Consider the following 21,690-nt stretch of genomic DNA (forward strand, 5'->3'; position numbering starts at 1 on the left):
GAACACCACGATAGCAACCTCGCCGGACAGGTTATGTCCGGCTATTTGACTTTTTTTCGGGGGAAAAATGAAGGGAAATGACAGGGGGTGTCACATGAAATTCGTAATTGTTTGATATAATATCGATTTTTTATATCATACTAGTATTGTGTATGTGAGATTCTCTTGAGTTCGTATCAATTTAAGTAAAAAGCTAATCAAACAAGAAAGAAACTGACTAAGCAGCCAGTCCCATGTTTATCATTTTGAATTGCGATATTCACTTTCAATCAGGTATGTCACCATATCGACAATGGTTTTATCATAGGCTTTTGCTAATTCATCTAAGTGATTTTTTACACTGACATCCAAATAACAATTTAGCGACTTTTTATTTTCTCTTTCGGCCCTGAACTTTCGCTGTCGCCAAGCTTTACTCATATCTTGAAGCAATAATCTTTTCTCTGCATGAAATTCAGGTTGCCAAATCCGCAATGCAGTAAGTATCGCTAAACGATATTCTTTCTCATTTGTAGGGTTAAGATTTCTTACGGGTAAAAATTCAAAAATTGAAACATGCCGACGAGATTTTCTTTGATTACTCGTATATTTACTCAGATAATCCCATGTCCATTCAAGCGATTTATAATCATCAGGTAACCATTTTAAATCTTTTATTTCTTCATAAGCTAATTTCCAATGACCTCTTATTTTCGACATGATTTCATGTTTATCGATATCTAAAAATGCAATATTAAAAAAATGCTTAATCGAGATAAATCTTTCTTTATGGCTACTATTACTATCAACTAACTTTAATTCTTTCACCCAATCGGTATTAATTAAACCATCGATGTAATTATCATCCCTAAAATCTTCACTTTCCAGACGACGTTCTCTTAATAAATAACTTTGTTCAATAATTAAATAGCACCAAAAAAATGAGCAAGCAGCCTTGTCATTTTCAAGCCACATAAAATCAGTGTTTTCAATTATATTTCCATCAATGAAATCATAAATGAATAAAACTTCACCTTCTCTATTTGCAGGAATTTCCCTAGCTAATTTCTTCAGTAACTCTTTAGTAGATGCCAGATTCTCACATTTATAGTGTCTATATTTATCAATTAATAGGTTATCCATTCTAATGACATGGCAAATAAAGAATTTACATTTATCAATGTTATTTGAGTTTAATAGGTTATCAAAAATAATTTTTAAATCATTCATATTTCACCCTGTTACGATGTAGTCAAGTTGACTTAATATTGTCATAATACCGTTTGAATTTATGTGAACATCGTAGTGAAAATGAATTATTTATTCTAATTAATCGTATTTTAATCATACTAAAATAGTAGCTAAATTGATACGAAATTACAAAAGCAACACTTAATCAAGGCCTTTTAATGGAGGTTGGTGTTTTATTAGGCCTGAAAAAAGCGGCCTAACTTTTTTTCATTATAGTTGTTTAAATTCGTATTTTCTATCGTTATGAATGGTATTTAATCATATTTTATTTAGGGGTAAACCGTTCTAAATGTAGGATTGTTTATTATTAATATATTCAATTGGTAAATTTATACAATTAAACCACATGTAAAACCTGCTTACACATATGCCAGTAAAATTAGTGAGCATAAAGTTAAATTCATAGATAAATAAAAATACTCAGATTATTAACATTACCTTCAGAGAAGGATGGCTTTTAAATAGAATAGTCATTTGCTTAACGCAACAAACCAGTTCAGTGTTAATTATTTTTACATGCTAATCCTTTTATTTTAAATACCTATTTAATCTACCCTTGTAAAACCCTAAACCTTTTAAGCTATTCACCAACTATGATTATTACTTTTACTGAGCAATCACGATTGATATCCATTAAAAATTAAAAATTAAAAATTAAAAATTAAAAATTAAAAATTAAAAATAACTCCCCTGCCTGATGATACGAACCTTTATTCGATCGCAGGCAAATAAAATGACAAATCGTGCACTACACTTAAATCAAGTTGTTCTCTCAACTACGTTTGAACATGACCGTTTAACGCTCACTCGAGACCACTCACTACGTGAATTGGTTTCACTGCTCATGGGAAATATTAAACACCTTTCAAAACGTCTAACTCATAAATTAGATTTATATCAAGGCATTCCTTTGTCGCCTGAAAACCCACGCTTAAAACTCACCTCGACATCTCCCAAAGGTGAGCTCTTTTTAGAAACGCTCAAGTTCACCCGTTACATTCAATCAATGAAAATATCGCAAATACAGCGCTTGCATCCCACTCTTGTGCTCTTGATCTCTCTTGCTAACAAATACCGCTTAAGCGACATACTCACAGACAAAGATAAATACTGGTTGGTAGATACCCCTGAACACGTTCAGTGGCTTAACGAGGCCTTCCATGAGTTCCAAAGCACGTTAAAAAGCCCTGACTACAAAAAGCAAGTCCGAATCTTCGAGCAAGGCGCTCAGAAGAATTACAGACGAGCTCAGCAATACATTGACTCGTTGTATCAACGTTACTCCAAACTGTTAGTTGTACGAGTAGATCTGTCTTACAAAAGTGGAATTAGTCATAAAGTCAAAGCTCATCACCTGCGCCAGCATCGCCAAGCCCTGTACAAAGCCATTAATAGCAACCCACTCTTTTCACACTGTGTCGGGTATATCTTGAAATTGGAATTCGGCATGGAAAAAGGATTTCATTATCACGCCTTATTTTTCTTTAACGGTCAAAAGGTTTGGGGAGACATCACGCTGGGTAAACTCATTGGTGAACTCTGGCAAGAACGTATTACAGAGTGGGCGGGTTTGTACTTTAACTGTAATTACCAAAAAGAAAAGTATCGTGAACTAGGGATTGGCTTACTAAAACGTGCTGATGAGGGGAGTAAGAAAGGATTGCTCAATGCAGTGAGGTATTTATGTAAAGCGGATGCATGGATCCGTCTGGCTGTGCCTGAACTCAAACGCACCTTTTGGCGAGGCGAAATCAAACCGAGAAAACGCCAGTAGTTAGCAACCAAATTATTTTTTACACATCCGGTTAATGATGTGGAGTGATATCCACATCCCATTTTTCGATATCGCTCCTGCTTTTTATCCACATTAAAAACAGGAGTTTTACCATGAGCACGCAAACTGAAAATACTGCATTACTTAATGACCAATTTATTGACATGAAATTTATCACCGCACTAACAGGATTAACGGATAAGTGGTTCTACAAATTAATCCAAGAGGGTGAGTTCCCCAAACCTATCAAGTTTGGTCGTATGTCGCGCTGGTTAAAAAGTGAAGTCGTACAGTGGTTACAAGCACGCATTGATGAATCGAGAGGAGCCAACACAACTCTTGAATCCTAAGGCGCTAGAGCGAGTCGCCGTGCATTTTCCATAACATACCCACCCATTACCCACCAACTCAATTTCAACCACACCTGGTGCGATTGAATGCGCTCTAGGCAAAGCTACGCCCTAAACATACGAACCTGGCTCGATACGCATGAAGGCACAGCTCAGTGGTCTTCTAAGTTTCAAGGTGGGTTGCCGAGTGTGGATCCTGAATGTTGGGTACTCAGAACGTTTAGTTTAAATTTTACAGAAGGAGCACAACCATGCTTAAATTACACGAAGTCAAAATGTCGCTAGCCTTAACGCAGAACAATCGTTTCGCGGGAGCCACCCAAGAACCGAGTTATTCACGAGAAAACTATTACTGTGCTCACTGCGGTGAGCCCGTCACACTGCACAAGACGCCAACGGAGTCATGGTTTACCCATTCTGATCCTCAGAGCGCAGAGCACTGTCCGCGGGTCATCAGTAAGATCAAGAGCTTAGAAGACAAGGCACGACTGAGCACACAGGTTCGAACAGTGTCCCCTATTTTAAAGATCACGGATTGGTTTTGTGTGCAGTGTCGTGAGTATTTTACAAACAATCAAAAATGTTGCCCGAAGTGCCATGAGGGGATTTGGTGTATTCCTGCCCAGAATGTAACAGAGGAACATCAGCCTAAAACAGAAAAATCGTTTCCATTATGACCTTTTAATGCTCATGGTGTTAGGTTAATCAATCACGCTTTCGCTAAATGTGACCACGGTACTGCCACCAAAATTAAGCCTACCCTGATAAGCTCACCGAAGAAGAGGAGTTAAGGCTGAATTTTCATATCGAGGAACGGCTGTTACGCTATCACACACGGCCAATAATTATTTATCGCCAGTGGTGTATGAAAATTCCTTAAGAAAAGTGTCCTGATTTAGTTGCGCAGAACAGGGGGCGGTGACGGCAAATTGGCGGTCGAGTAAATTAGGGATGTCGACATGTTCTTTTGTCCCGCGTTTATAACGATGCTTCATATGTTGGCAACTCATAATATCAAGCTCTTTCATTAGCTTACCGGCAAGATAACGGCTCATTTTTACACCGTACTGCGTTGTCACTATCGTCGCAATCGTCCTTGCGCCCGCAGAGCCTCCACTTAAGTTCCAAGCGTCTTTGACTACGCTCCGTTTAATCGCTCGCACTCCATTCGGTACGGCATTCTTCATTCGATGATGCCAATGGCGATAGCTACTGCGATGACGCTCAAAAAGTTGGCAGAGCGTTGTAACGGGGTAATGCGCTCTTAGTTTGTCAATTATCGCGAATCTTTCAGTGAGTCCGACATTAAGAGCGCCGTAGCCTTTTTTAGAATTTCGTTTTCCATTTCAAGACGTTGTATCTTTTTTTTTCATCTCTCGAAGCTCAATCTGTTCGGGAGTAAGCGGAAGTCCCGTCGGTGTTTTACCTTGTCGTTCTAATCTCAGTTTTTTAACCCAACGATTAAGTGCGGCAAGGCTTACGCCCATTGCCTGTGCGGCTTTAGCCACGGAGTAATGATGGTCAACCACCATTTTAGCGGCTTCGAGTTTAAACTCTGCTGAATATTGCTTAACCATGTGCTCACCTGTGATGTTATTGAGGCAAGAATATCACCTCTAGTCAGGTGGCCAAATTAACTATGCCACTTCAGTGCGAGCAGCTTACATCCATAAGGCGGAACATCTTGGGGAGCGTAGGTTGATGTTGCAGTGGTGGGCTGATTATCTGGATGCAAATCGAGAGAAGCAGACTTCACCATTTGATTATTCTAAGATTTACAAACAGTCTTTTGACGATAGATAAATATGAATTATTAAGAGAACCCAAGTCAAAATTTACAGAGATTAGTATAAATAATCAACTGCTGTTTGTTCAGACTTGGGTTGTATAATTAGAAAATAACCCCAGATTGTATTTCTTTAACGAGTTCTCCCACGGAGAATACTTTCCAACCATCGACTTTTAACGGTGTTAAATTTACTGCAATTTTTGAAACCGGCCAGGCAGCTTCTACGGTGGCAATAATTTCATGCTCCGCGTTTTGTAAGTCTAATCCCGGAACTGGTGGCGGGTATCCTTTATGTTGCATAATGTTTATATCACCATGAATCGATGGATCTGTCAGATCGTAAATATCCTTCCAGGATTCAGCCTTCAAAAGCCCTTGTTGGGAACGTAAGCGTTGAATGATTGCCATGTCAGCCTGAGTGACAAATATTCCTTCGTGCAAAGGTTGCTTTCGATGGCAATCTTTACACAAGACGAGTAGATTTTCAGCTGAGTTATCATATTTAATACCATTTTTGTGGTGAACATCGCATAGACTTTTCATGGACATTAAATTCACACCACAATCACTACATTTGTAGTTAGCTTGTTCTCGAGTAGTTCTGGATATATCCTTCCAATTTTCTACATAGCCGCTATTTGATTTATCATAGATTCCTTTAGGCATATGGCGAAAGCAGGTACTATAATCTGAAAAAAATTCATTCAAAGAAAATGATTTAAATATTAATCTTTTCTGTTGTTTATCTATACTTCCTTTGTAATTAAGGCGTTCTAGGCAGTTCATACAAACTTTAAGAGCGACATCTTGGCTCCGACCGAGTCCATCATCAATTTCAAATAAGCCATCAACACGATTTGTTGCATGATACCGTTCAAATCGATTTTTTTGGCGCATGTCATCTAATGTTCTACACCAGGAAATATGAAATCGCTTCCCTTTCTCTCCATCTTCAATAGCCGCATCATAACGTCCGGTATGGTCTCTAATATACAAAAGAACCTGTCTCCCTTGGTAGGAAATAAGACCACTGCCGGGATCAAGATCTTCAATTCTAACTTCTTTACCTGTAGAAAGTTCGATATCAATTGGATCAAAAACTACAGGCGTTTCGTCAAGGAAAAAATCAACGCCTTCCGGCAACATTTTTCTTCCTAACTGAATAAGTTCAGAAATATCGATAGATAATTTCATCTCTTACTCCTGAATTATTTTTCTAATCTGCAACTCGGCATTTGTTACAACTTTAAATGTTACTCGGCGAGAGCGATTGGGATCTTCTTTACCAGATTTATCAAGAATAGGGTGTGCGGAAGAATATCCAACGGCAGCAAATTTACTTTTTACCCACTTCTGGTGTGCTGCGCTTTCTTTTAAACCATAGACATACTGCAGTACTGCTCGTGTTCGCCCTTGCGAGAGTTCCATGTTATTAAAATAGGCCATGTCAGAATTGGACGCTCCACTCCAGTCAGTACTTGTATGTCCCTCAATACGTACTTCAGTAATATGTTCCTGGTAGTTATCAAGAACTTTAAGGTAGCGAGGGAAGAAATTATCAAGGATCTGTTTAAATTTTGGCTTAAGCTCTGTGCTACCTAAACCAAATAAGACATCGGGTGATTTAAAACGGACCTCAAGAGTTTGTTTGTCAATTTCAGCATCCCAAGCTGGCAAATCCTTTGTAAACTCAGTTTCTAGTGCATTATAGAGTTGAAGTTGAGCATTTTCATAGGCGACAGCCACTTCTTTAATTTTTTCTTTTTCAATACGCACATAGTGCATATAGGCGATAGAAATAAACATAAATACCATCATCAGACCTGCCATTAAATCTGACATTGAAACCCAATGTTCATTATCTTGATCTTTTTTAGGGGCCTGCTTGCCAAGGATTTTATCCATTAGCAATTATCCTCGTTTTTGATTAGCAGAAATTAATGTTTGCAGTTGTCCCATGACAGCTTGATACTCTTTGAGTAGTCGCTCGTAGTTACCGACAAAACCTTTGCTGATTGAGAGCAGAGCATTCCCTAGTGATTGCATCTCACGATTCATTTCGCGCTCTGTTGCTTGCTCAAAAGCATGTAACTGCTCGTTAATTGAACTACCAAATTTCTCAATTGACTCTTTCACCTGAGATGTCAGTCCCGCGCTTGCTTTATCAAACGAAGATTGCATTGAACCAAACATGTTATCGGCATTGCTGGATAATTGTTGATTAAATTTCTCACCTGTCTTACTGAACATATCAATAACATTAGTAGTGTTTTGTTCCATATTTCGATGCAATTCTCTTGAGTGTGTTTCCAGAGATTTCAGGAACTCATCACCACTTTGTTTCATCTCCGTAATAGTGTCTCCTAGCGTGCTGGTAAGAGTTTCAGAGGAATTGCTGACATCATGCGCCATTGATGCAAAAGCTTGCTGTGTCTGAGTCACTGATTGTCTGAAACCTGCAGTGCCTTCATCAAGGGCAACTCGCATCGAATCAGCATTGATAAGTATCTGCTGACTGGTTTGTTCAAGAGACGCGCTGACATTCGCGGCACCTAATTTTAAGAGTTCACCCACTTCAGACATTTTTGTTTGAATTTCAGGTAAAACATCAGTTGCCTTATCGCGTATGGCGACAAAGGTTTCCAGATGACGGGAGAGTTCACCAATTTGGTGCTGATTCACTTGCAGCACGTCACGAAGCTCAGCCATCGCAAGAGGAATCTCTTTGCATTCTTCCCAGATCCCTGCGACAGCTTTTCTGGTTTCGACTAAAGATTCAACACTTTGTTGGTATTGCTCACCCATCTGCTCAACTTGGTTTTTATAGTTTTCCTGCCAGTCGACAAGTTTTTTTACAGAAGTATCAAGTGCTTTGAAATTCTCACCGAATTGTTCAGTTAAATTATTGTTGAAATCAATAATAACTTGCCTAAGGGCATCGATAATTTGTTCGGTTGCTCCTTTTGCCATCAGGTCTGCAAATTGCTGTAATTGTTCCCAGAGCTTATTACTGAAATTAGAATGGTTAGATATTTGTGCCCGGGAGGCATCATTGATTTCATTACGCAGTAGTTTTATTTGGGCAACAATGGAACCCTCTTCGCTACCACTCATGCCAGAGATTAACTTCACTAAATGTTTATTTTGTTCTTTTAATTCTTGATGGATATGCTCAGGAGTAACCGACGCTGGAGTATTCGCCTCCAATAGGCGACGTTTATTGGCAAAAAAGAAAGCATCTAATCCATTAAACAAAATTGCGAAAAACATTCCAACAATACTGGTAATGAATGCTGTTTTAAGACCTCCTAATAATACAGGGATGCTGGTATCAATGCTTTCAGTATTAAAATTAAGCAATCCAATAATGATACCGATAAAAGTACCCAGTATGCCTAATGCTCCCATTAATGTTGGAGCATACTCTCGGAATTTGTTATGAATATTTTTATGATCACACCACCAAGCAGCACAAAATACAAAGATAACAGCCCAAATAAAAATGTTTGTGACGAGTGTGGAATCAATTGATTGAAACAAATGTTCAAAAAGCTGAGCTAACATTGTTATTCCTGTAATAATCACAGTTAGTAATGCTGGTGTAAAAATTGCATGTACACCTTGTAAAATATATGGCCTTTAAGCCAGTGAATCTTCGTTGATTGTATCAACTTTCGCCAAGATATACATGATTTCTATCATATTTGGTTGGTCTCAGGCATTGAGCTTTTCTGCAATCATAGTAATCTGTTACTAATTGTATCAATCGAAGGAAGGTTGCTTGTGAAAACTCCAGTTAACCCACTTTTGCGATGGCTCAATGCGTTTTTTAGCAGTCGTTCATTACCCGGAGCTGATGGGAGGGCGCTGTATGCTTACCGTTGTCATGATGCAGAGTATGAAAGTTTGGCTGCTCTTCTTCGTGCCCATGTTCCACGTAACTACCCCAAAACCATATTCATTTCTTACAGTGATGTTTTGTTCAGCATATACGCCGCTGAGTTTATCCGCCGTAACCATACTGCAGGACATCCAAGATGGGACGTTATTTTAAAATCGATTGGCTGGAAGGTACCTTACGCACATCGGCAAAAGCTGGTAAATGATGGGATTCGTTACTGGAAAAGAAAGGTGAGAAGTCTGGGTCAAGCATCGGGTTATCTGCATACTCTGGCTTGCGAAGGCGGTTTGCCCATCCGGATGATTGAAAATGAAAGTGGCTATTTAATAACCTATTTCAGACGAATTTATCAGGCACTACGTGGGCAATCGTCAAGGCGTCCTGCGGAAATAATCGCACAAGAACTGGGCGACACTATTCCTGTGACAATGCAAAATGAACTCGTCTATGAAATAGCTGGTGAATTTTGCGAGACACTTCATACGTTACTCAATGAGCATCCCACTCATGGTCAGGACCCCGTTTCCTCACTACGCAAACAATATCCTGACTGGCATCTTCAACTTCCGTTGGTACTCCCGGAAGAGAATGCCTCAGAGATTGTAAGACGATTACTTTCTCAATCTTCAGAGCCTCGTATATCAAGCAATGTGCTGGTTGAAAGGATATGGGTTGATGTTGATGACAGTTGGTATTGCGATGCCCGGTTTCGATTTCCGGCCACAATACGTACTGAACAGTTAATATCCCTGTTTGAAAGCAATATTCAGCCGGAACAGACACGACTCATCATTTCTGCAAAATGGAGAAATGGTGGGGCCCGGTTGGCAATGCTAAGCCGTTATGAACAGCAAGATTGGCGAGTAGAGTTATTACCCTTCGCTATGCAAAAACTCTCTGGGGCAGATGCGATGACCGAAATATCGTTGTCGCTCCATGAAGGGCCGATTCTGCTAGGTCACGTAATTCCCAAAGGGGGTTATGAGCTTACCGAAGATTTACCATGGGTTTTTGAAGCGATGAATGAGAGCGAATCGCAGTTAAAACTTGTCGGCATGGGCTCTGTTAGTTCCAGGCAAAACTCTCTGTTTATTTCGCTACCGACAAATAGTCATTTGGATATTAGTGGAGAAGGTGAGTTTGATATCCCGAGGTTGCTGAAAAATAGTGAACGTAGCTTAACTAAAATAAGCGGAGTATTCAGCGTTGTTTTACATGATGGCGCAGTTTGTACGATTCGCACGCAGCAACTTTATGATTCTGCAATTGAGTATTATATAAAACCGACAGAGATCGATCTGGTAAAATCTGATTATCCTGTCCATCGTGCCTGGCCAAAGATCGGCTGGAAAAAGGATATGCAGCATGGCATTGTACCAGAGAACGAACTTTTTTGGCGATCTATTCGTTCAGGTAACAACTCTTGGTTTTCTGTCGCATCAGTAATGCCGAAAGGGCAGATAGAAGTCAGGCGAATAGTCAATGGTGAGGTTTTATTTAGCGGTAAAGTTGTGATTTTGCCAGCAGATTTCGATATTCAAATTATTCCCGAGACTGCTCAGCAAGGAGTTATTGTACTCTCTGGTATAACGGATGCAAGGGTTGATAAATATTCAAACAATGAAAAAGTAACACTTAAATCAGATTATTTGCAAAACGAGTGTGTTATTGATTGTAATTCATCACAGATGCTAGAGAGCACCATCAATTTACGAGTATCCTGGAAAGATGGTTCTAATCTTAAATTGTTATTACCTAAGCCCGTTAGCGGTGGACGGTTTGTAAGTAATGATGGTTCTGTTCATTTTGACGGTGTTGCATCTATAGCACATTTGCATGGCGTGGACGCTGAGCTGTTAACAATATCTTGTGCCGGGAAAGGATATCTTAATATCGAGTTGTTGGATGAAAACCCGATGTCTGAAAAATTTCATTATTTACATGCGGATATTCCATTGTTATCTGGCCGTAATGAAAAATTGCAACAGATTTCACTTTATGAGAATTATAATCTGCTGAACGCCATGCTTGCATGTGCATGGAAAAATGATAGTACATTACGTGTTGATTTTTACTCTGACAGATTTGGTAAGGACAAAACAACACTCAATATTAAACGCTACGATGGCCGTTTTATTGAGTGTGATGAAAGATTGCTGGTTGATATAAAAGATTCTATTGTTTTTCCTTACCATAAAATAGACGACATGGTTGTTGAAGCCATTTCTCTTAATACTCCTGACTTATGTACAGTCCTGCTGAAAAAAGATGAGTCTGGTTATGATTTCTCGACGTTGAATAATCAAGGTGGCCCATGGTTAATTGTGGGTAAAATTGATGGTGCAATTCGTATTGCACCAGTGATTAAATGGATGCTACCTACATTACAGACAGATGATTTATTTCTAAATGCTATATTCAACGCATCGCCAGAACAACGCAAGGAATATTGTAATGCGCTGTTTTTGGAAATGAAAAATAATCCTTTGCAAAACTCTTGTTATTTGTTGGTTGAGTACATTAAAAAATATAAGTTGAATAATAGCTTGCCTTTGCTGGAACTGGATTTATTTAGAGAAATTTCGAGTAATTATTGCGTGGTTGTTCAGTTGTTAATATCATCATGTCTTTCTGGGGATAGTGATGCTATTTATGATATACAGGAGGAATTACCCTTCTCATGGGGATGGATTCCTGTTTCAATATGGAAAGATGTCTTTGAACAGTGTTGGTATTCTCTGGAAAAACAGATTAATGATAAGGCATTTGCATTAAATATACTACAGCCATTTATTGCATTTATAAATCATCAAGCGCATATCGATCGTCGATTAGTTCCCATCGCTAATATGTTGCTTACACATAGTGAGATATTACCTGCAGGTTGCACTGTATTGCCATCTGTAAGCCGCGAGCAGTTTAATGATGCCAAACAGATGTTATTAAGAAACCCAGATAGTTTTGGACGTGTCAGCATTTTTTCTAAAGAGCTTTGGGATAGTGCTATTACTCCAGACCTTAAATCTGTTTTTAATAAATTTTGGATCGAAAACACATATCACACTCGTTTTGAAAAACGTTTTAATTTGATGTTAGTCGCGGCGCTGCTCTCCCAAAGAAACAATAAACTTATGCATCAGCTAACTGCACTTTTTGAATTTCACTATCAGCAAGCCCCGCAGCAATTGGGGGTTATCTATCAGTATTATTTTGAACAAGCTGGAGTATGTCATTGATGAACGTTCAGCAACTGCATTATGCGCCACTTCTAAATCAGCTTCATCAGCGTGCGGTGAGGTCGGTAGTAAATCAGCTGGCATTGCGGAGCAAGTCGTTGAGTCAATATCTGGAATCTCAATATTCCCAGCCTCCAGGTCTGGGGGGGTCACTGCTTGCAGATCCGGTATTCGAAAGTACGTTTGGCTGGATGCCTGCGGATGAAACAATGGAGGATTTGCGTGACAAACTGATCTCCAGCCCGCTGGTTGATGCTTTGAGCAATGCGCCAGTGCCGTTTCGTCATCAGCTAACTGCGTGGCGAACGATTCTTGAAGACAAGCAGTCCCTATTAGTGAGCAGTGGTACAGGGTCAGGAAAAACAGAATGTTTTATGGTGCCGGTGCTGGAAGATCTTATTCGTCAGCAAAATTTGACCCGGCAGTCACTAACAGGGACGCAGGCTATTTTCTTGTATCCGTTGAATGCGCTAATAAATAGTCAGCAAGAGCGGCTTCGCGAGTGGACTCGCGGGTTTAAAGGGAAGATACGCTTTGCGCTATATAATGGCGAAACCCGGCATACCAAATATGAAGTTCAGGAAGACCAGCTCAAAGTACCTGAACAGGCATTGAGTCGGGAAGCCATTTATGAAGCCCCACCGTCCATCATGGTGACGAATACCACGATGCTGGAATATATGCTGATTCGTCGCAAAGATGCCCCTGTCATTGAAAAGTCCCAGGGAATGCTGAAGTATATCGTCCTTGATGAGGCTCACAGTTATATTGGCTCTCAGGCAGCTGAATTAGCGCTGCTTTTACGTCGCGTCATGCAGGTCTTCAATGTTGGACCTGGTACAGATAAACCTGTGCAAATCATTGCTACCTCGGCCACTATTGGTGAAGATTCTCCTGAAGGTAATAAAGAACTTGCTAAATTTGTTGCCGATCTCGCGGGGGTCACAGAACGTGATGTAAAAGTAGTTCGCGGCTATCGACAAATACCGCCGATATCGGAGTCTCTTATTCGTCATGAATATCCCACATCTTTAGCATCTCTTAACTCACTAAGTTCTCAGGAACTTTACCAACAGCTGTGCAATTACCGTGTGGCCCAGCAATTGCGTCAGGCGTTAACTCGCCCCGGACGCCTGGCGGTACGTTTGAGTGAATTGCTCAATGTTGCCAAAAGAACCTGGCCAGACATTAATCACCGTGAGCTGCTGCAGCTTCTCGATCTGATGGCGAAATCGCGAGAGGGTGAATCTAAATTTTCACTAGCTTTTACGCCATTACGTATGCATGGGTTTATCCGAACACTCGCGGGCCTATGGGCATGTTCAAATAAACAATGCGCACATAAAGCGAGTGAATTAGGTGAGAGTGACTGGCCATTTGGTCAGGTATGGTTTGAACAACGCCAATATTGTGACTGTGGTGCGCCTGTATTTGAAATCTTACGTTGCTCCGGGTGTGGTTCAGCTTATTTGTCTGCCAAGGAGGAAGTGCGCGGTGATGGAACGAGCTGGTTGTTGGCGCAACCTGCTGCTGCCGAAGAGGATGAGTTCGCTCTTGATCTCGATGTTTATTCTGAAGATGAAGATAACAACGAATTAGAAAATAACTCCCAATTTGATCGTCTTATAGCGAGCGATGGTGAAAAATATATCATTTCACTGGAGGAAGCGACGGCGGGTAAAATCGACCGCGAGGCGCAAAAGCACTATGAGATAAATCTGCTAAGACCTGAATCTCGAGGTGAGGGACGCAATAATTTCTTTGCTTGTGTTTGTTGTGGTGACACCCAACGGAAAAATAATCCTTTGTTCCGTCCGCTTCGACTCGGTGCACCCTTTTTTTTAAATGAAATTATTCCTACTCTGCTTGAATTTTCGCCTTTACCGCAAACAAGAGAAGAGCAGTTAGGACCGTTTAATGGTCGACGTTTGCTCACCTTTACGGATTCACGTCAGGGAACCGCCCGTATCTCTGCCCGATTACAGCAGGACGTAGATAAAGCTACGTTACGAACCCTTTGTTATCAGGAACTGGCAAATATTAATGAGCCATCAGTAAAGCTCAGTCCGGCACATTGTGCATTGTTAGAGAGTTTTATTACCCAGTTTTCTATCCCTCCGTTAAAAAATTCCATCGACGCACTGAGAAAAGCGATGGTTTCGAATGAGAAGCTTAGCCCAGCAGACGTTCAGGCGCTTAGAATTATCGAGCCGATGGTTAGTTCCTTAAGTCAGGAACATGCTGAAGCAATGCAAATACTCCTCGTCAATTCAGGCAATCAGCAGAAGAAAACCATGTCGTGGCAAACTCTGTCTGAACAACTTGTTGGCAGTGTGGACCTTGCGGACAGAATGAGAGGCAGTTTTAAAGACTTGTCTGGACTTGAGCTTACTAAACAACAGTTTGCTGATTTTTGTTTATACAGTGAGTTTGGTCGCCGCCCTAAAAATGCCTGGACCCTCGAAAGTCTGGGGCTGGTGGCCATTCACTATCCATTTATTGATAAAGTCACAACCTGCCCGCAGGACTGGAAGACATTATTACCCGACCCCGATAAGCAATTACCGGAATGGCGTAATTTATTGAAGATTACCCTTGATTTCTTTATACGTGAAAACAGTGCCGTTTTTTACGAAAACGAGGAGTACCCTCGCTGGATGGGAGCACGTTTCCCGGTAAAAATGCTGCAGGGGCCAGATAAAAAATACAAAGGGCAGAAACGTGATCAACTTTGGCCACAAATACGCGATCGTCATTATAACCGGGTCATTAAGCTATTAATTGCTGTCTTTCCGGCAATACAGCCTGAGCAGGCTCACTGGAAAGCGCTGGTTAATTACTTAATGAATGAGGTCTGGGAAGCTATTCGACCATGCCTGCGTCAGTTTGAATCGGGTTATCAATTGGACATTAAACAACAAGCTGAATTTTATAGTCCAAAGCAAGTCTGGCGTTGCCCCTATACTCGCCGTGCGTTAGATGTCACTTTATTGGGTTATTCTCCGTATTTACCAGGTAGCAAAGAGATAGCACCTGAAAAAGCTGTATTGATTGAAATGCCTGAGCTTCCTGCGCGTCACTGGCGTTTATCTGGTGGTGGAGAAATGGCGCGAGAAGAGCGCCTGCACTGGCTGGAATGTAATGAACGCATTCAACATGCTCGGGAGGAGGGGGTATGGTCTACTCGCAGTGATCGATTGGCCCTGAAAGATAGCTGGTATCGTCTGGAGGAACACTCAGCGCAGCGAACACCAGAGAAGAACCAGTTTAATGAAAAACAATTTAAAGCAGGGAAAGTCAATGTGTTGAACTGTTCCACGACCATGGAAATGGGCGTGGATATTGGTGGTATGAGTTTGGTCGCGATGAATAACGTTCCTCCGGCTCCGGCGAATTATTTGCAGCGTGCTGGCCGTGCTGGCCGTCGCGGTGAAAGCGCATCTGCCGCCATTACGTTATGTAAAAACACCGCGCATGGAATGGAGGTATTCAAAGACCCTCTCTGGGCGTTCAACACCGTTGCGAGTGCCCCACGGGTTCGTTTTGGTAGCAGTAGTATTGTTCAGCGGCATGTTAACGCATTGGTTTTAGGTGCGTTTTTACGAGCTGAAGTTCCTGATGCGACAAAACTGAGTTGTAAATGGTTCTTTGAAGGTGATGATAGCCAGTGTCTTCGTTTTCTCCATTGGTTAAATCATCAGGCCGATCAGCTGGCGGATAAACTTAAACGCCTTACCCAGGGAACTGTACTGATGCCATTGACGCCGCCACAGCTCTTGACTCGTACGCAAACGATGATGCAGCTGGTTGATACTCGTTGGAGAAGCCAACTTGCCATACTGTTGGAAAACGTCGAAGCGTTGAAAGCAGATAACAGCGCGTGGGAAGAAACGCCAGCAGGTAAAGCCATCACTTATCAGCTTCGTGATTATCGCGGTGCTTATCTGTTTTCTAAACTCATCAGTGAAGCGTTCCTGCCGGGTCATGGTTTCCCGGTTGGCGTGGTCAATTTCAATTATCTGACCGCGGATGAACTGGAAAGACGTCGCACAATAAAAGCCACTCAGGCTGACCCTAATGAAGGGGGAGAAAACTTTTCTCGCCGCATTGAAAAACTGCCCAGCCGTGACCTGCCCACAGCATTACGTGAATATGCTCCTGGTGCTGATGTGGTATTGAGCGGAAAAGTGTATCGTTCCTCGGGTATTATGCTTGGTAAAGTACTTGCCAGCGGGCAGGAGCTGTCTGGCGATCATCATATTCCGTGGTTCTGGCATTGCCGTAAATGCGGCGCGGGAGCGACCAGCGCCACCCGGCCTGTCGAATGTTGCCACTGCAAGGCAGATATACAGCAGCTTGATGTGAAGCGGTATTTACAGCCTGTCGGTTTCGCGACAGACATTCGTTATCAGGCACATAATGATGTATCCATGCCTGCGCAACTTCCCTGGAAAGATCCTCGTGTTCTTGTACCTTCTTCGGTATGGGTCTCCTTACCCGATGCTGGACTCGGACGTTACCGTTTTAGTCATAGCGGGGAATTGTTCCACTTCAGTGAGGGTGAATTTGGTCATGGCTACGCAATTTGTCTTTCCTGTGGCCGGGCAGAATCTCAAACTCAGCCCCAGCGTACTCCGGAGAATCTAAAGAACCCGGAGAAAGAAAATACGCACTACCTGTTGAGAGGCGGTAGTAATGATCGGCAGGGGAACAATAAATTGTGCCACGGTCATGTTCATAAAGATCTGTGGTTGGGATATAGCAGTCGTACGGATATGGTTGAGCTGCAACTCAATGGTGATAATGGTCAATTGATCCTTGATGATGTTGCCGCTCGATCCCTTGCGGTTGCTTTGCGTGAAGGATTAGCGCATAAATTGGGTATCGAAAATACTGAGCTGGGCGTGACGACGCAGCAAGCGCGCGATATTGATGGCCCCACCGGATATTCTATCTTTATTTACGATAATAATGCTGGTGGTGCGGGTTATGCAGTGCAATTGATCGATCATTGGTCGGATGTCTTTAATTACGCCAGAAAATTGCTCGATTGTAGCTGCGATAAATTCTGTCACCACTGCTTGCTCAGCTACGATAGCCAGCATTATGTCGGCAAATTAGATCGTTACCAGGCATTGACCCTGCTCACTAATCTTCGGCTACAGCGGCTTAATCTCGCGCCAGAATATCAGTACTTCGGAGAAAGTAGCCGGGTTGAAACCAACCCACTCAGTTTGCGTATTGCGCAATGCCTAAACAGCGAGGTTTATGATTCCTGCTCGTTGGTCCTTGCTGGGTCGCAGGAACAGTGGAATTTTGCGCAATGGCCATTATTTAAAGAGTTACTCCAGTTTGCTTCCTCTGGGGGCAATGTTGAGTTGCTGATTGCCACGCAGCTGGAAAACTTAGCTGATAGCACCAGACATCAGCTTTCCGCGCTGGCGGCGATACCGGGTGAACGCTTGCGAGTGAAATCTATAGCCACTACGCAACTTGTGCAAGGGAAAGGGCTCTTGCTGGCACAGGTCACTCGTGAGGGGCAAACCCAACAGTGGGCCGCTGACGACAATGCCACCGTTTCGCCCGGTGAATTATGGGGACAAAGCTCGGCATCGCCGGTAGTGACGATTAAAGGGGCATCCAGAAAAATATTCTTGGGTCAGACCTTGAGTGCAGAAGACTTACTGCCAGCGTTACCCGCCGGGGCGGTACGCATCAATCTCTGCCAACAACTTGACGGTCAGGTGGAAGGTTTTGGTTCGCGTTTCTGGGCACTGATAGCTCAGCAGCATGCTGGCTGGAAGAAGGCTTTTGCCAATCGACGCGAAATTACGCACGTCCATTATAGTGATCGTTATCTCAATAGCCCGTTTACTGTACGTTTGTTAGGTGAAATTTTGACGGAATTGGTTGAACAGGGGCTGGCAGAACGCGCCGAACTCACTGTTTCAGTTAAAAAGTTAGAGTACAGTTCTCGCCAACACGATTCACTCTATAACGCATGGCTTGATGAGCAGGATCGCCAGCATGTTATGACCACGTTGCTGGTAGAGGGCTACCTTGGGCCTGCCTGGTCAGGGAAAATCTCATGGTTAGCAGGAGATAATCAGAACACCGATCACGGACGTGAACTGACCGTGACCTTCAGCGATGGCAGTGAACATTATGTGTTACTTGATATGGGACTGAGTTACTGGCGTTGTACAGGTGACACATTCTTCGATTTTTCAGGACGAATACCGAATCAGGTCGAGCGCCTGGCAACATGCCGGGCATTGGTTATAGCCCCGGATAATGGATTGAAGAGTTATATCATCGCAGGCTAAACGGACGCTCCCCCACCTATTCATGGTGGGGGAGTTGACCTAGCTCACTTTTAACTATCGCTGTTTGAAATTTATGCGTTATTTCTGCGTATTACATTCCATTTTATCTCCCCTGACGCCACTTTTCATGTTATCTTTAAAGCCCTCTTTTTTATCGCAGTGTGCAGAGACATATCGCTCGGGATAGTGTCATCACCACTGCCTCATACAGACAGAAAAACCGATGAATAAGCAAAATTATGCACCTGGAATGCGGGTGGTTATTCGTGATGCAGAGTGGCGCATTCGCCGGGCAGATGACAGCGGTGATGGTGGCAACCTGCTGACCTGTGATGGCATTTCGGAGCTGGTACGCGGTAAAGAAGGGCTGTTTCTGACAAAGCTGGAACAAAAAGTTGAGATTCTCGATCCAGCAAAAACAAATCTGGTGGAAGATGAGTCAGCCAATTACCAGGCGGCTCAGTTGTACATAGAGAGCCAGCTACGCCAACGCGTACCGACTGACAGCAAAGTCCATTTTGGACATCAGGCTGCGATGGATTCAATGCCCTTTCAGCTCGATCCCACGCGCATCGCACTGGCGCAGCCGCGACAGCGGATATTAATTGCTGATGCGGTAGGGTTGGGTAAAACGCTGGAAGCCGGTATTCTGGTTTCAGAACTGATTCGCCGTGGGCGCGGCAAACGCATTCTGGTGCTGGCGGTTAAATCCATGCTTACGCAATTCCAGAAAGAATTCTGGAGCCGTTTTGCTATTCCGTTGACGCGGCTTGACTCCGCTGGTCTACAAAAGGTGCGTAACCGCATCCCAACCAACCACAATCCGTTCCACTATTTCGATAAGACCATTATCTCCATCGATACTCTGAAACAAGACATCGAATATCGCCACCACCTGGAAAACGCCTGGTGGGATATTATTGTTATCGATGAAGCGCATAATGTCGCTGAACGTGGAAGCAGCTCTTTGCGCAGCAAACTGGCAAAATTGCTCTCCGGGCTTAGCGATACGCTGATTATGCTTTCAGCTACGCCGCATGACGGTAAGGCTGAAAGTTTTGCCAGCCTGATGAATATGCTCGACCCGACGGCCATTGCCAATACGAAAGAGTATGAATATGCTGATTTTGCCGATAAAAATCTGGTCGTGCGTCGCTTCAAAAAAGACGTAAAAGATCAGATGTCTGGCGAGTTTCCGGAACGTAATATCGTCAAACTTACTCACCCGGCAACCGGGGCTGAAGAGGAGGCTTATCATCGTCTGGTTGAGAGCCAGTTCCGTGACGACGATGATGAAAACTCCCAGTCAAACAAAGGCCGCTTGTTTAAAATCACGCTCGAAAAAGCGTTGTTCTCCAGCCCAATGGCATGTGCCAGCGTAGTGGCTAACCGCCTGAAGCGGCTTGAGAACCGCAAAGAGATAAACAGTCAGAGCCAGATTAACGAATTAGAGTCACTGCTGCTGGCACTCAATAATATTGATGCCAGTCAGTTCAGCAAGTATCAGTTGTTGCTGGAGACCATCCGTAACGATCTTCGCTGGAAAGCGAACAACACGGAAGATCGTCTGGTGATCTTTACCGAAAGTATTAAAACGCTCGAATTCCTTGAGCAGCAACTGCGTTCCGATCTCAAGCTGAAAGACGATCAAATTGCCACGTTGCGAGGCGATCAGGGCGATACAGTTCTGATGGAGACCGTCGAAACGTTTGGCAAATCCCAGTCTCCGCTACGCCTGCTCATCTGCTCGGATGTCGCGTCTGAAGGTATCAACCTGCACCACCTCAGCCATAAAATGATTCACTTCGATATTCCTTGGTCGCTGATGGTATTCCAGCAGCGTAACGGACGTATTGACCGCTACGGGCAAAAACACCAGCCACAGATCCGTTACTTGCTGACTGAAGCCAGTGAACCGCAGATCAACGGTGATATGCGCGTGCTGGAAGTGCTGATCAATAAAGACGAACAGGCGCAGAAGAATATCGGCGACAGTTCCGAATTTACTGGCAAATTTACCCAGGAAGAGGAAGAAGAGCAGGTTGCTGAATTCATGATGCAGGACGATGGCGCCAGCCTGTTCGACGACCTGTTGAATAGCAATGTCACTGAAAATACTGGAAACGACCTGTTTGGCGAAATCTGCAGCGCAGTGTCCAGCGATGCCTCAGCCGTGACCGAAAGCGACATTAGCCTGTTTGATAATGAGCAGGCATACTGCGAAAAAGCGCTGGGCTATCTGAAGGCCTGCGGCCAGACCGTGCAATACAATACCTTGCATGATAATACGTTATCGCTGGTCGCACCGGAGGACTTGCGCCGTCGCTTTAACCAGTTGCCGCCGGAAATTGCGCCGGAAAACTGGCAGCTTTATTTAAGCCAGGACAAAACGGTTATCACGGAAGCTATTTCACGTGCGCGCGGTGAGCAACACGCCTGGCCCGATGTGCAGTACCTCTGGCAAATCAACCCGGTCGTACAGTGGTTAGACGACAAAATTCAGTCCTCATTTGGTCGCCACCAGGCCCCGGTATTGCGTCTGCCGCACCTGTTTGAGCCTGATGAAGATCACTTCATCCTTTCCGGGCTGTTCCCGAACCGTAAGTCGCACCCGATGGTGAACCCGTGGCTGGTAGTGAGCTTTAACCGCGAAACGTTAAGTGGTAGCCTGCCTTTTGCTGAGTTCCTGAAACGACATCCGCAACTGAGTAGCAAGCTGACTAACGGCGGCGGCAAAGATCGTAACCATCAACGTCAACAGGATCTGCTGGAAGCGGCGATCGACCATGCGCGAGATGTGTTTGTTCACGATCGAAATGCTTTTGAGGAGCATATCAATCAGCAGCTCAATGAACATCTGCAAAAGCTGGACGTTCTGCGTGGGCGTCAGCTGAGTCAACTGGAGCTGGATTTTGCCGATAATAAACAGCAGCTTTCAGTGAAACAGAGCCGCAAAGAACAACGTCAGCGCGAAATCGAACACAATTTTGACAGTTATATCCAATGGATTGAGGACACCATGACCACCGAAAAAGAACCCTACATCCAGGTTATTGCTGTAATCACCGGAGCGGAGGGCTAATC

Annotated in this window: 12 protein-coding genes and 1 pseudogene; 7 read left to right on the forward strand and 6 right to left on the reverse strand. The window is 43.2% G+C overall.

Features of this window, described 5'->3' with window-relative positions; genetic code table 11:
- Window positions 1-240 precede the first annotated feature (240 nt).
- Entirely contained in the window at window positions 241-1,209 is a 969-nt protein-coding gene (locus P3L37_RS17440; RefSeq protein ID WP_272667493.1) for a hypothetical protein, read from the reverse strand.
- Window positions 1,210-1,963: 754 nt separating this feature from the next.
- Here P3L37_RS17440 and P3L37_RS17445 point away from each other — a divergent pair.
- The 3 genes from P3L37_RS17445 to P3L37_RS21430 all read left to right on the forward strand — a co-directional run bounded on the left by P3L37_RS17445 (window position 1,964) and on the right by P3L37_RS21430 (window position 4,031).
- Window positions 1,964-3,004 (forward strand): inovirus-type Gp2 protein, encoded by a 1,041-nt coding sequence (locus P3L37_RS17445; protein WP_272667492.1) that lies wholly within the window; start codon window positions 1,964-1,966, stop codon window positions 3,002-3,004.
- 113 nt (window positions 3,005-3,117) lie between these two features.
- Window positions 3,118-3,354 carry a helix-turn-helix transcriptional regulator gene (locus tag P3L37_RS17450; RefSeq protein WP_272667491.1) on the forward strand — a complete coding sequence of 79 codons (237 nt, stop codon included), beginning with the start codon at window positions 3,118-3,120 and terminating at the stop codon, window positions 3,352-3,354.
- Between the two features lie 275 nt (window positions 3,355-3,629).
- Window positions 3,630-4,031, forward strand: coding sequence for a putative zinc ribbon protein (locus tag P3L37_RS21430; RefSeq protein WP_410479551.1), 402 nt, complete (start codon window positions 3,630-3,632; stop codon window positions 4,029-4,031).
- A 168-nt stretch (window positions 4,032-4,199) separates the two neighbouring features.
- On the opposite strand, the gene P3L37_RS21435 is transcribed toward P3L37_RS21430, so the two are convergent.
- Both P3L37_RS21435 and P3L37_RS21440 read right to left on the reverse strand, forming a co-directional pair.
- The gene (locus tag P3L37_RS21435; RefSeq protein ID WP_410479531.1) at window positions 4,200-4,541 is read right to left on the reverse strand and encodes a hypothetical protein; all 342 of its coding nucleotides are present in this window, start codon (window positions 4,539-4,541) and stop codon (window positions 4,200-4,202) included.
- Between the two features lie 159 nt (window positions 4,542-4,700).
- Complete coding sequence (locus P3L37_RS21440; protein ID WP_410479532.1) at window positions 4,701-4,931, reverse strand: transposase; 231 nt, start codon at window positions 4,929-4,931, stop codon at window positions 4,701-4,703.
- A gap of 67 nt (window positions 4,932-4,998) precedes the next feature.
- Between P3L37_RS21440 and P3L37_RS17460 the strand changes: the two are divergent.
- A pseudogene (locus P3L37_RS17460) lies at window positions 4,999-5,157 on the forward strand (integrase); the annotation flags it as partial.
- A gap of 88 nt (window positions 5,158-5,245) precedes the next feature.
- On the opposite strand, the gene zorE reads toward P3L37_RS17460, so the two are convergent.
- The 3 genes from zorE to zorA2 are packed head-to-tail and all read right to left on the reverse strand — an operon-like array spanning window position 5,246 to window position 8,707.
- Complete coding sequence (zorE, locus tag P3L37_RS17465; RefSeq protein ID WP_108478859.1) at window positions 5,246-6,337, reverse strand: type II Zorya anti-phage system protein ZorE; 1,092 nt, start codon at window positions 6,335-6,337, stop codon at window positions 5,246-5,248.
- Between the two features lie 3 nt (window positions 6,338-6,340).
- Window positions 6,341-7,048, reverse strand: a complete 708-nt coding sequence (gene zorB2, locus P3L37_RS17470; RefSeq protein WP_108478858.1) for a type II Zorya anti-phage system protein ZorB2 — start codon at window positions 7,046-7,048, stop codon at window positions 6,341-6,343.
- 6 nt (window positions 7,049-7,054) lie between these two features.
- Entirely contained in the window at window positions 7,055-8,707 is a 1,653-nt protein-coding gene (gene zorA2, locus P3L37_RS17475; protein WP_121875047.1) for a type II Zorya anti-phage system protein ZorA2, read from the reverse strand.
- Window positions 8,708-8,920: 213 nt separating this feature from the next.
- Here zorA2 and P3L37_RS17480 point away from each other — a divergent pair, with 213 nt between their 5' ends.
- The 3 genes from P3L37_RS17480 to P3L37_RS17490 all read left to right on the forward strand — a co-directional run bounded on the left by P3L37_RS17480 (window position 8,921) and on the right by P3L37_RS17490 (window position 21,688).
- The gene (locus P3L37_RS17480) at window positions 8,921-12,280 is read left to right on the forward strand and encodes an STY4851/ECs_5259 family protein (protein WP_272667490.1); all 3,360 of its coding nucleotides are present in this window, start codon (window positions 8,921-8,923) and stop codon (window positions 12,278-12,280) included.
- Window positions 12,280-18,606, forward strand: a complete 6,327-nt coding sequence (locus P3L37_RS17485; RefSeq protein ID WP_272667489.1) for a DEAD/DEAH box helicase — start codon at window positions 12,280-12,282, stop codon at window positions 18,604-18,606. The genes P3L37_RS17480 and P3L37_RS17485 overlap by 1 nt, the downstream gene beginning before the upstream one ends.
- A 223-nt stretch (window positions 18,607-18,829) precedes the next feature.
- Window positions 18,830-21,688, forward strand: coding sequence for a DEAD/DEAH box helicase (locus P3L37_RS17490; RefSeq protein ID WP_272667488.1), 2,859 nt, complete (start codon window positions 18,830-18,832; stop codon window positions 21,686-21,688).
- Window positions 21,689-21,690: the final 2 nt, after the last annotated feature.

Source organism: Providencia sp. PROV114 (genome assembly GCF_032704305.1).
GTDB classification, from domain to species: domain Bacteria; phylum Pseudomonadota; class Gammaproteobacteria; order Enterobacterales; family Enterobacteriaceae; genus Providencia; species Providencia rettgeri.

Coding starts and splice junctions, on each gene's coding strand:
- P3L37_RS17440 (WP_272667493.1), bottom strand. CDS start 1,209: ATGAATGATTTAAAAATTATTTTTGATAACCTATTAAACTCAAATAAC.
- P3L37_RS17445 (WP_272667492.1), top strand. CDS start 1,964: ATGACAAATCGTGCACTACACTTAAATCAAGTTGTTCTCTCAACTACG.
- P3L37_RS17450 (WP_272667491.1), top strand. CDS start 3,118: ATGAGCACGCAAACTGAAAATACTGCATTACTTAATGACCAATTTATT.
- P3L37_RS21430 (WP_410479551.1), top strand. CDS start 3,630: ATGTCGCTAGCCTTAACGCAGAACAATCGTTTCGCGGGAGCCACCCAA.
- P3L37_RS21435 (WP_410479531.1), bottom strand. CDS start 4,541: ATGAAGAATGCCGTACCGAATGGAGTGCGAGCGATTAAACGGAGCGTA.
- P3L37_RS21440 (WP_410479532.1), bottom strand. CDS start 4,931: ATGGTTAAGCAATATTCAGCAGAGTTTAAACTCGAAGCCGCTAAAATG.
- zorE (WP_108478859.1), bottom strand. CDS start 6,337: ATGAAATTATCTATCGATATTTCTGAACTTATTCAGTTAGGAAGAAAA.
- zorB2 (WP_108478858.1), bottom strand. CDS start 7,048: ATGGATAAAATCCTTGGCAAGCAGGCCCCTAAAAAAGATCAAGATAAT.
- zorA2 (WP_121875047.1), bottom strand. CDS start 8,707: ATGTTAGCTCAGCTTTTTGAACATTTGTTTCAATCAATTGATTCCACA.
- P3L37_RS17485 (WP_272667489.1), top strand. CDS start 12,280: ATGAACGTTCAGCAACTGCATTATGCGCCACTTCTAAATCAGCTTCAT.
- P3L37_RS17490 (WP_272667488.1), top strand. CDS start 18,830: ATGAATAAGCAAAATTATGCACCTGGAATGCGGGTGGTTATTCGTGAT.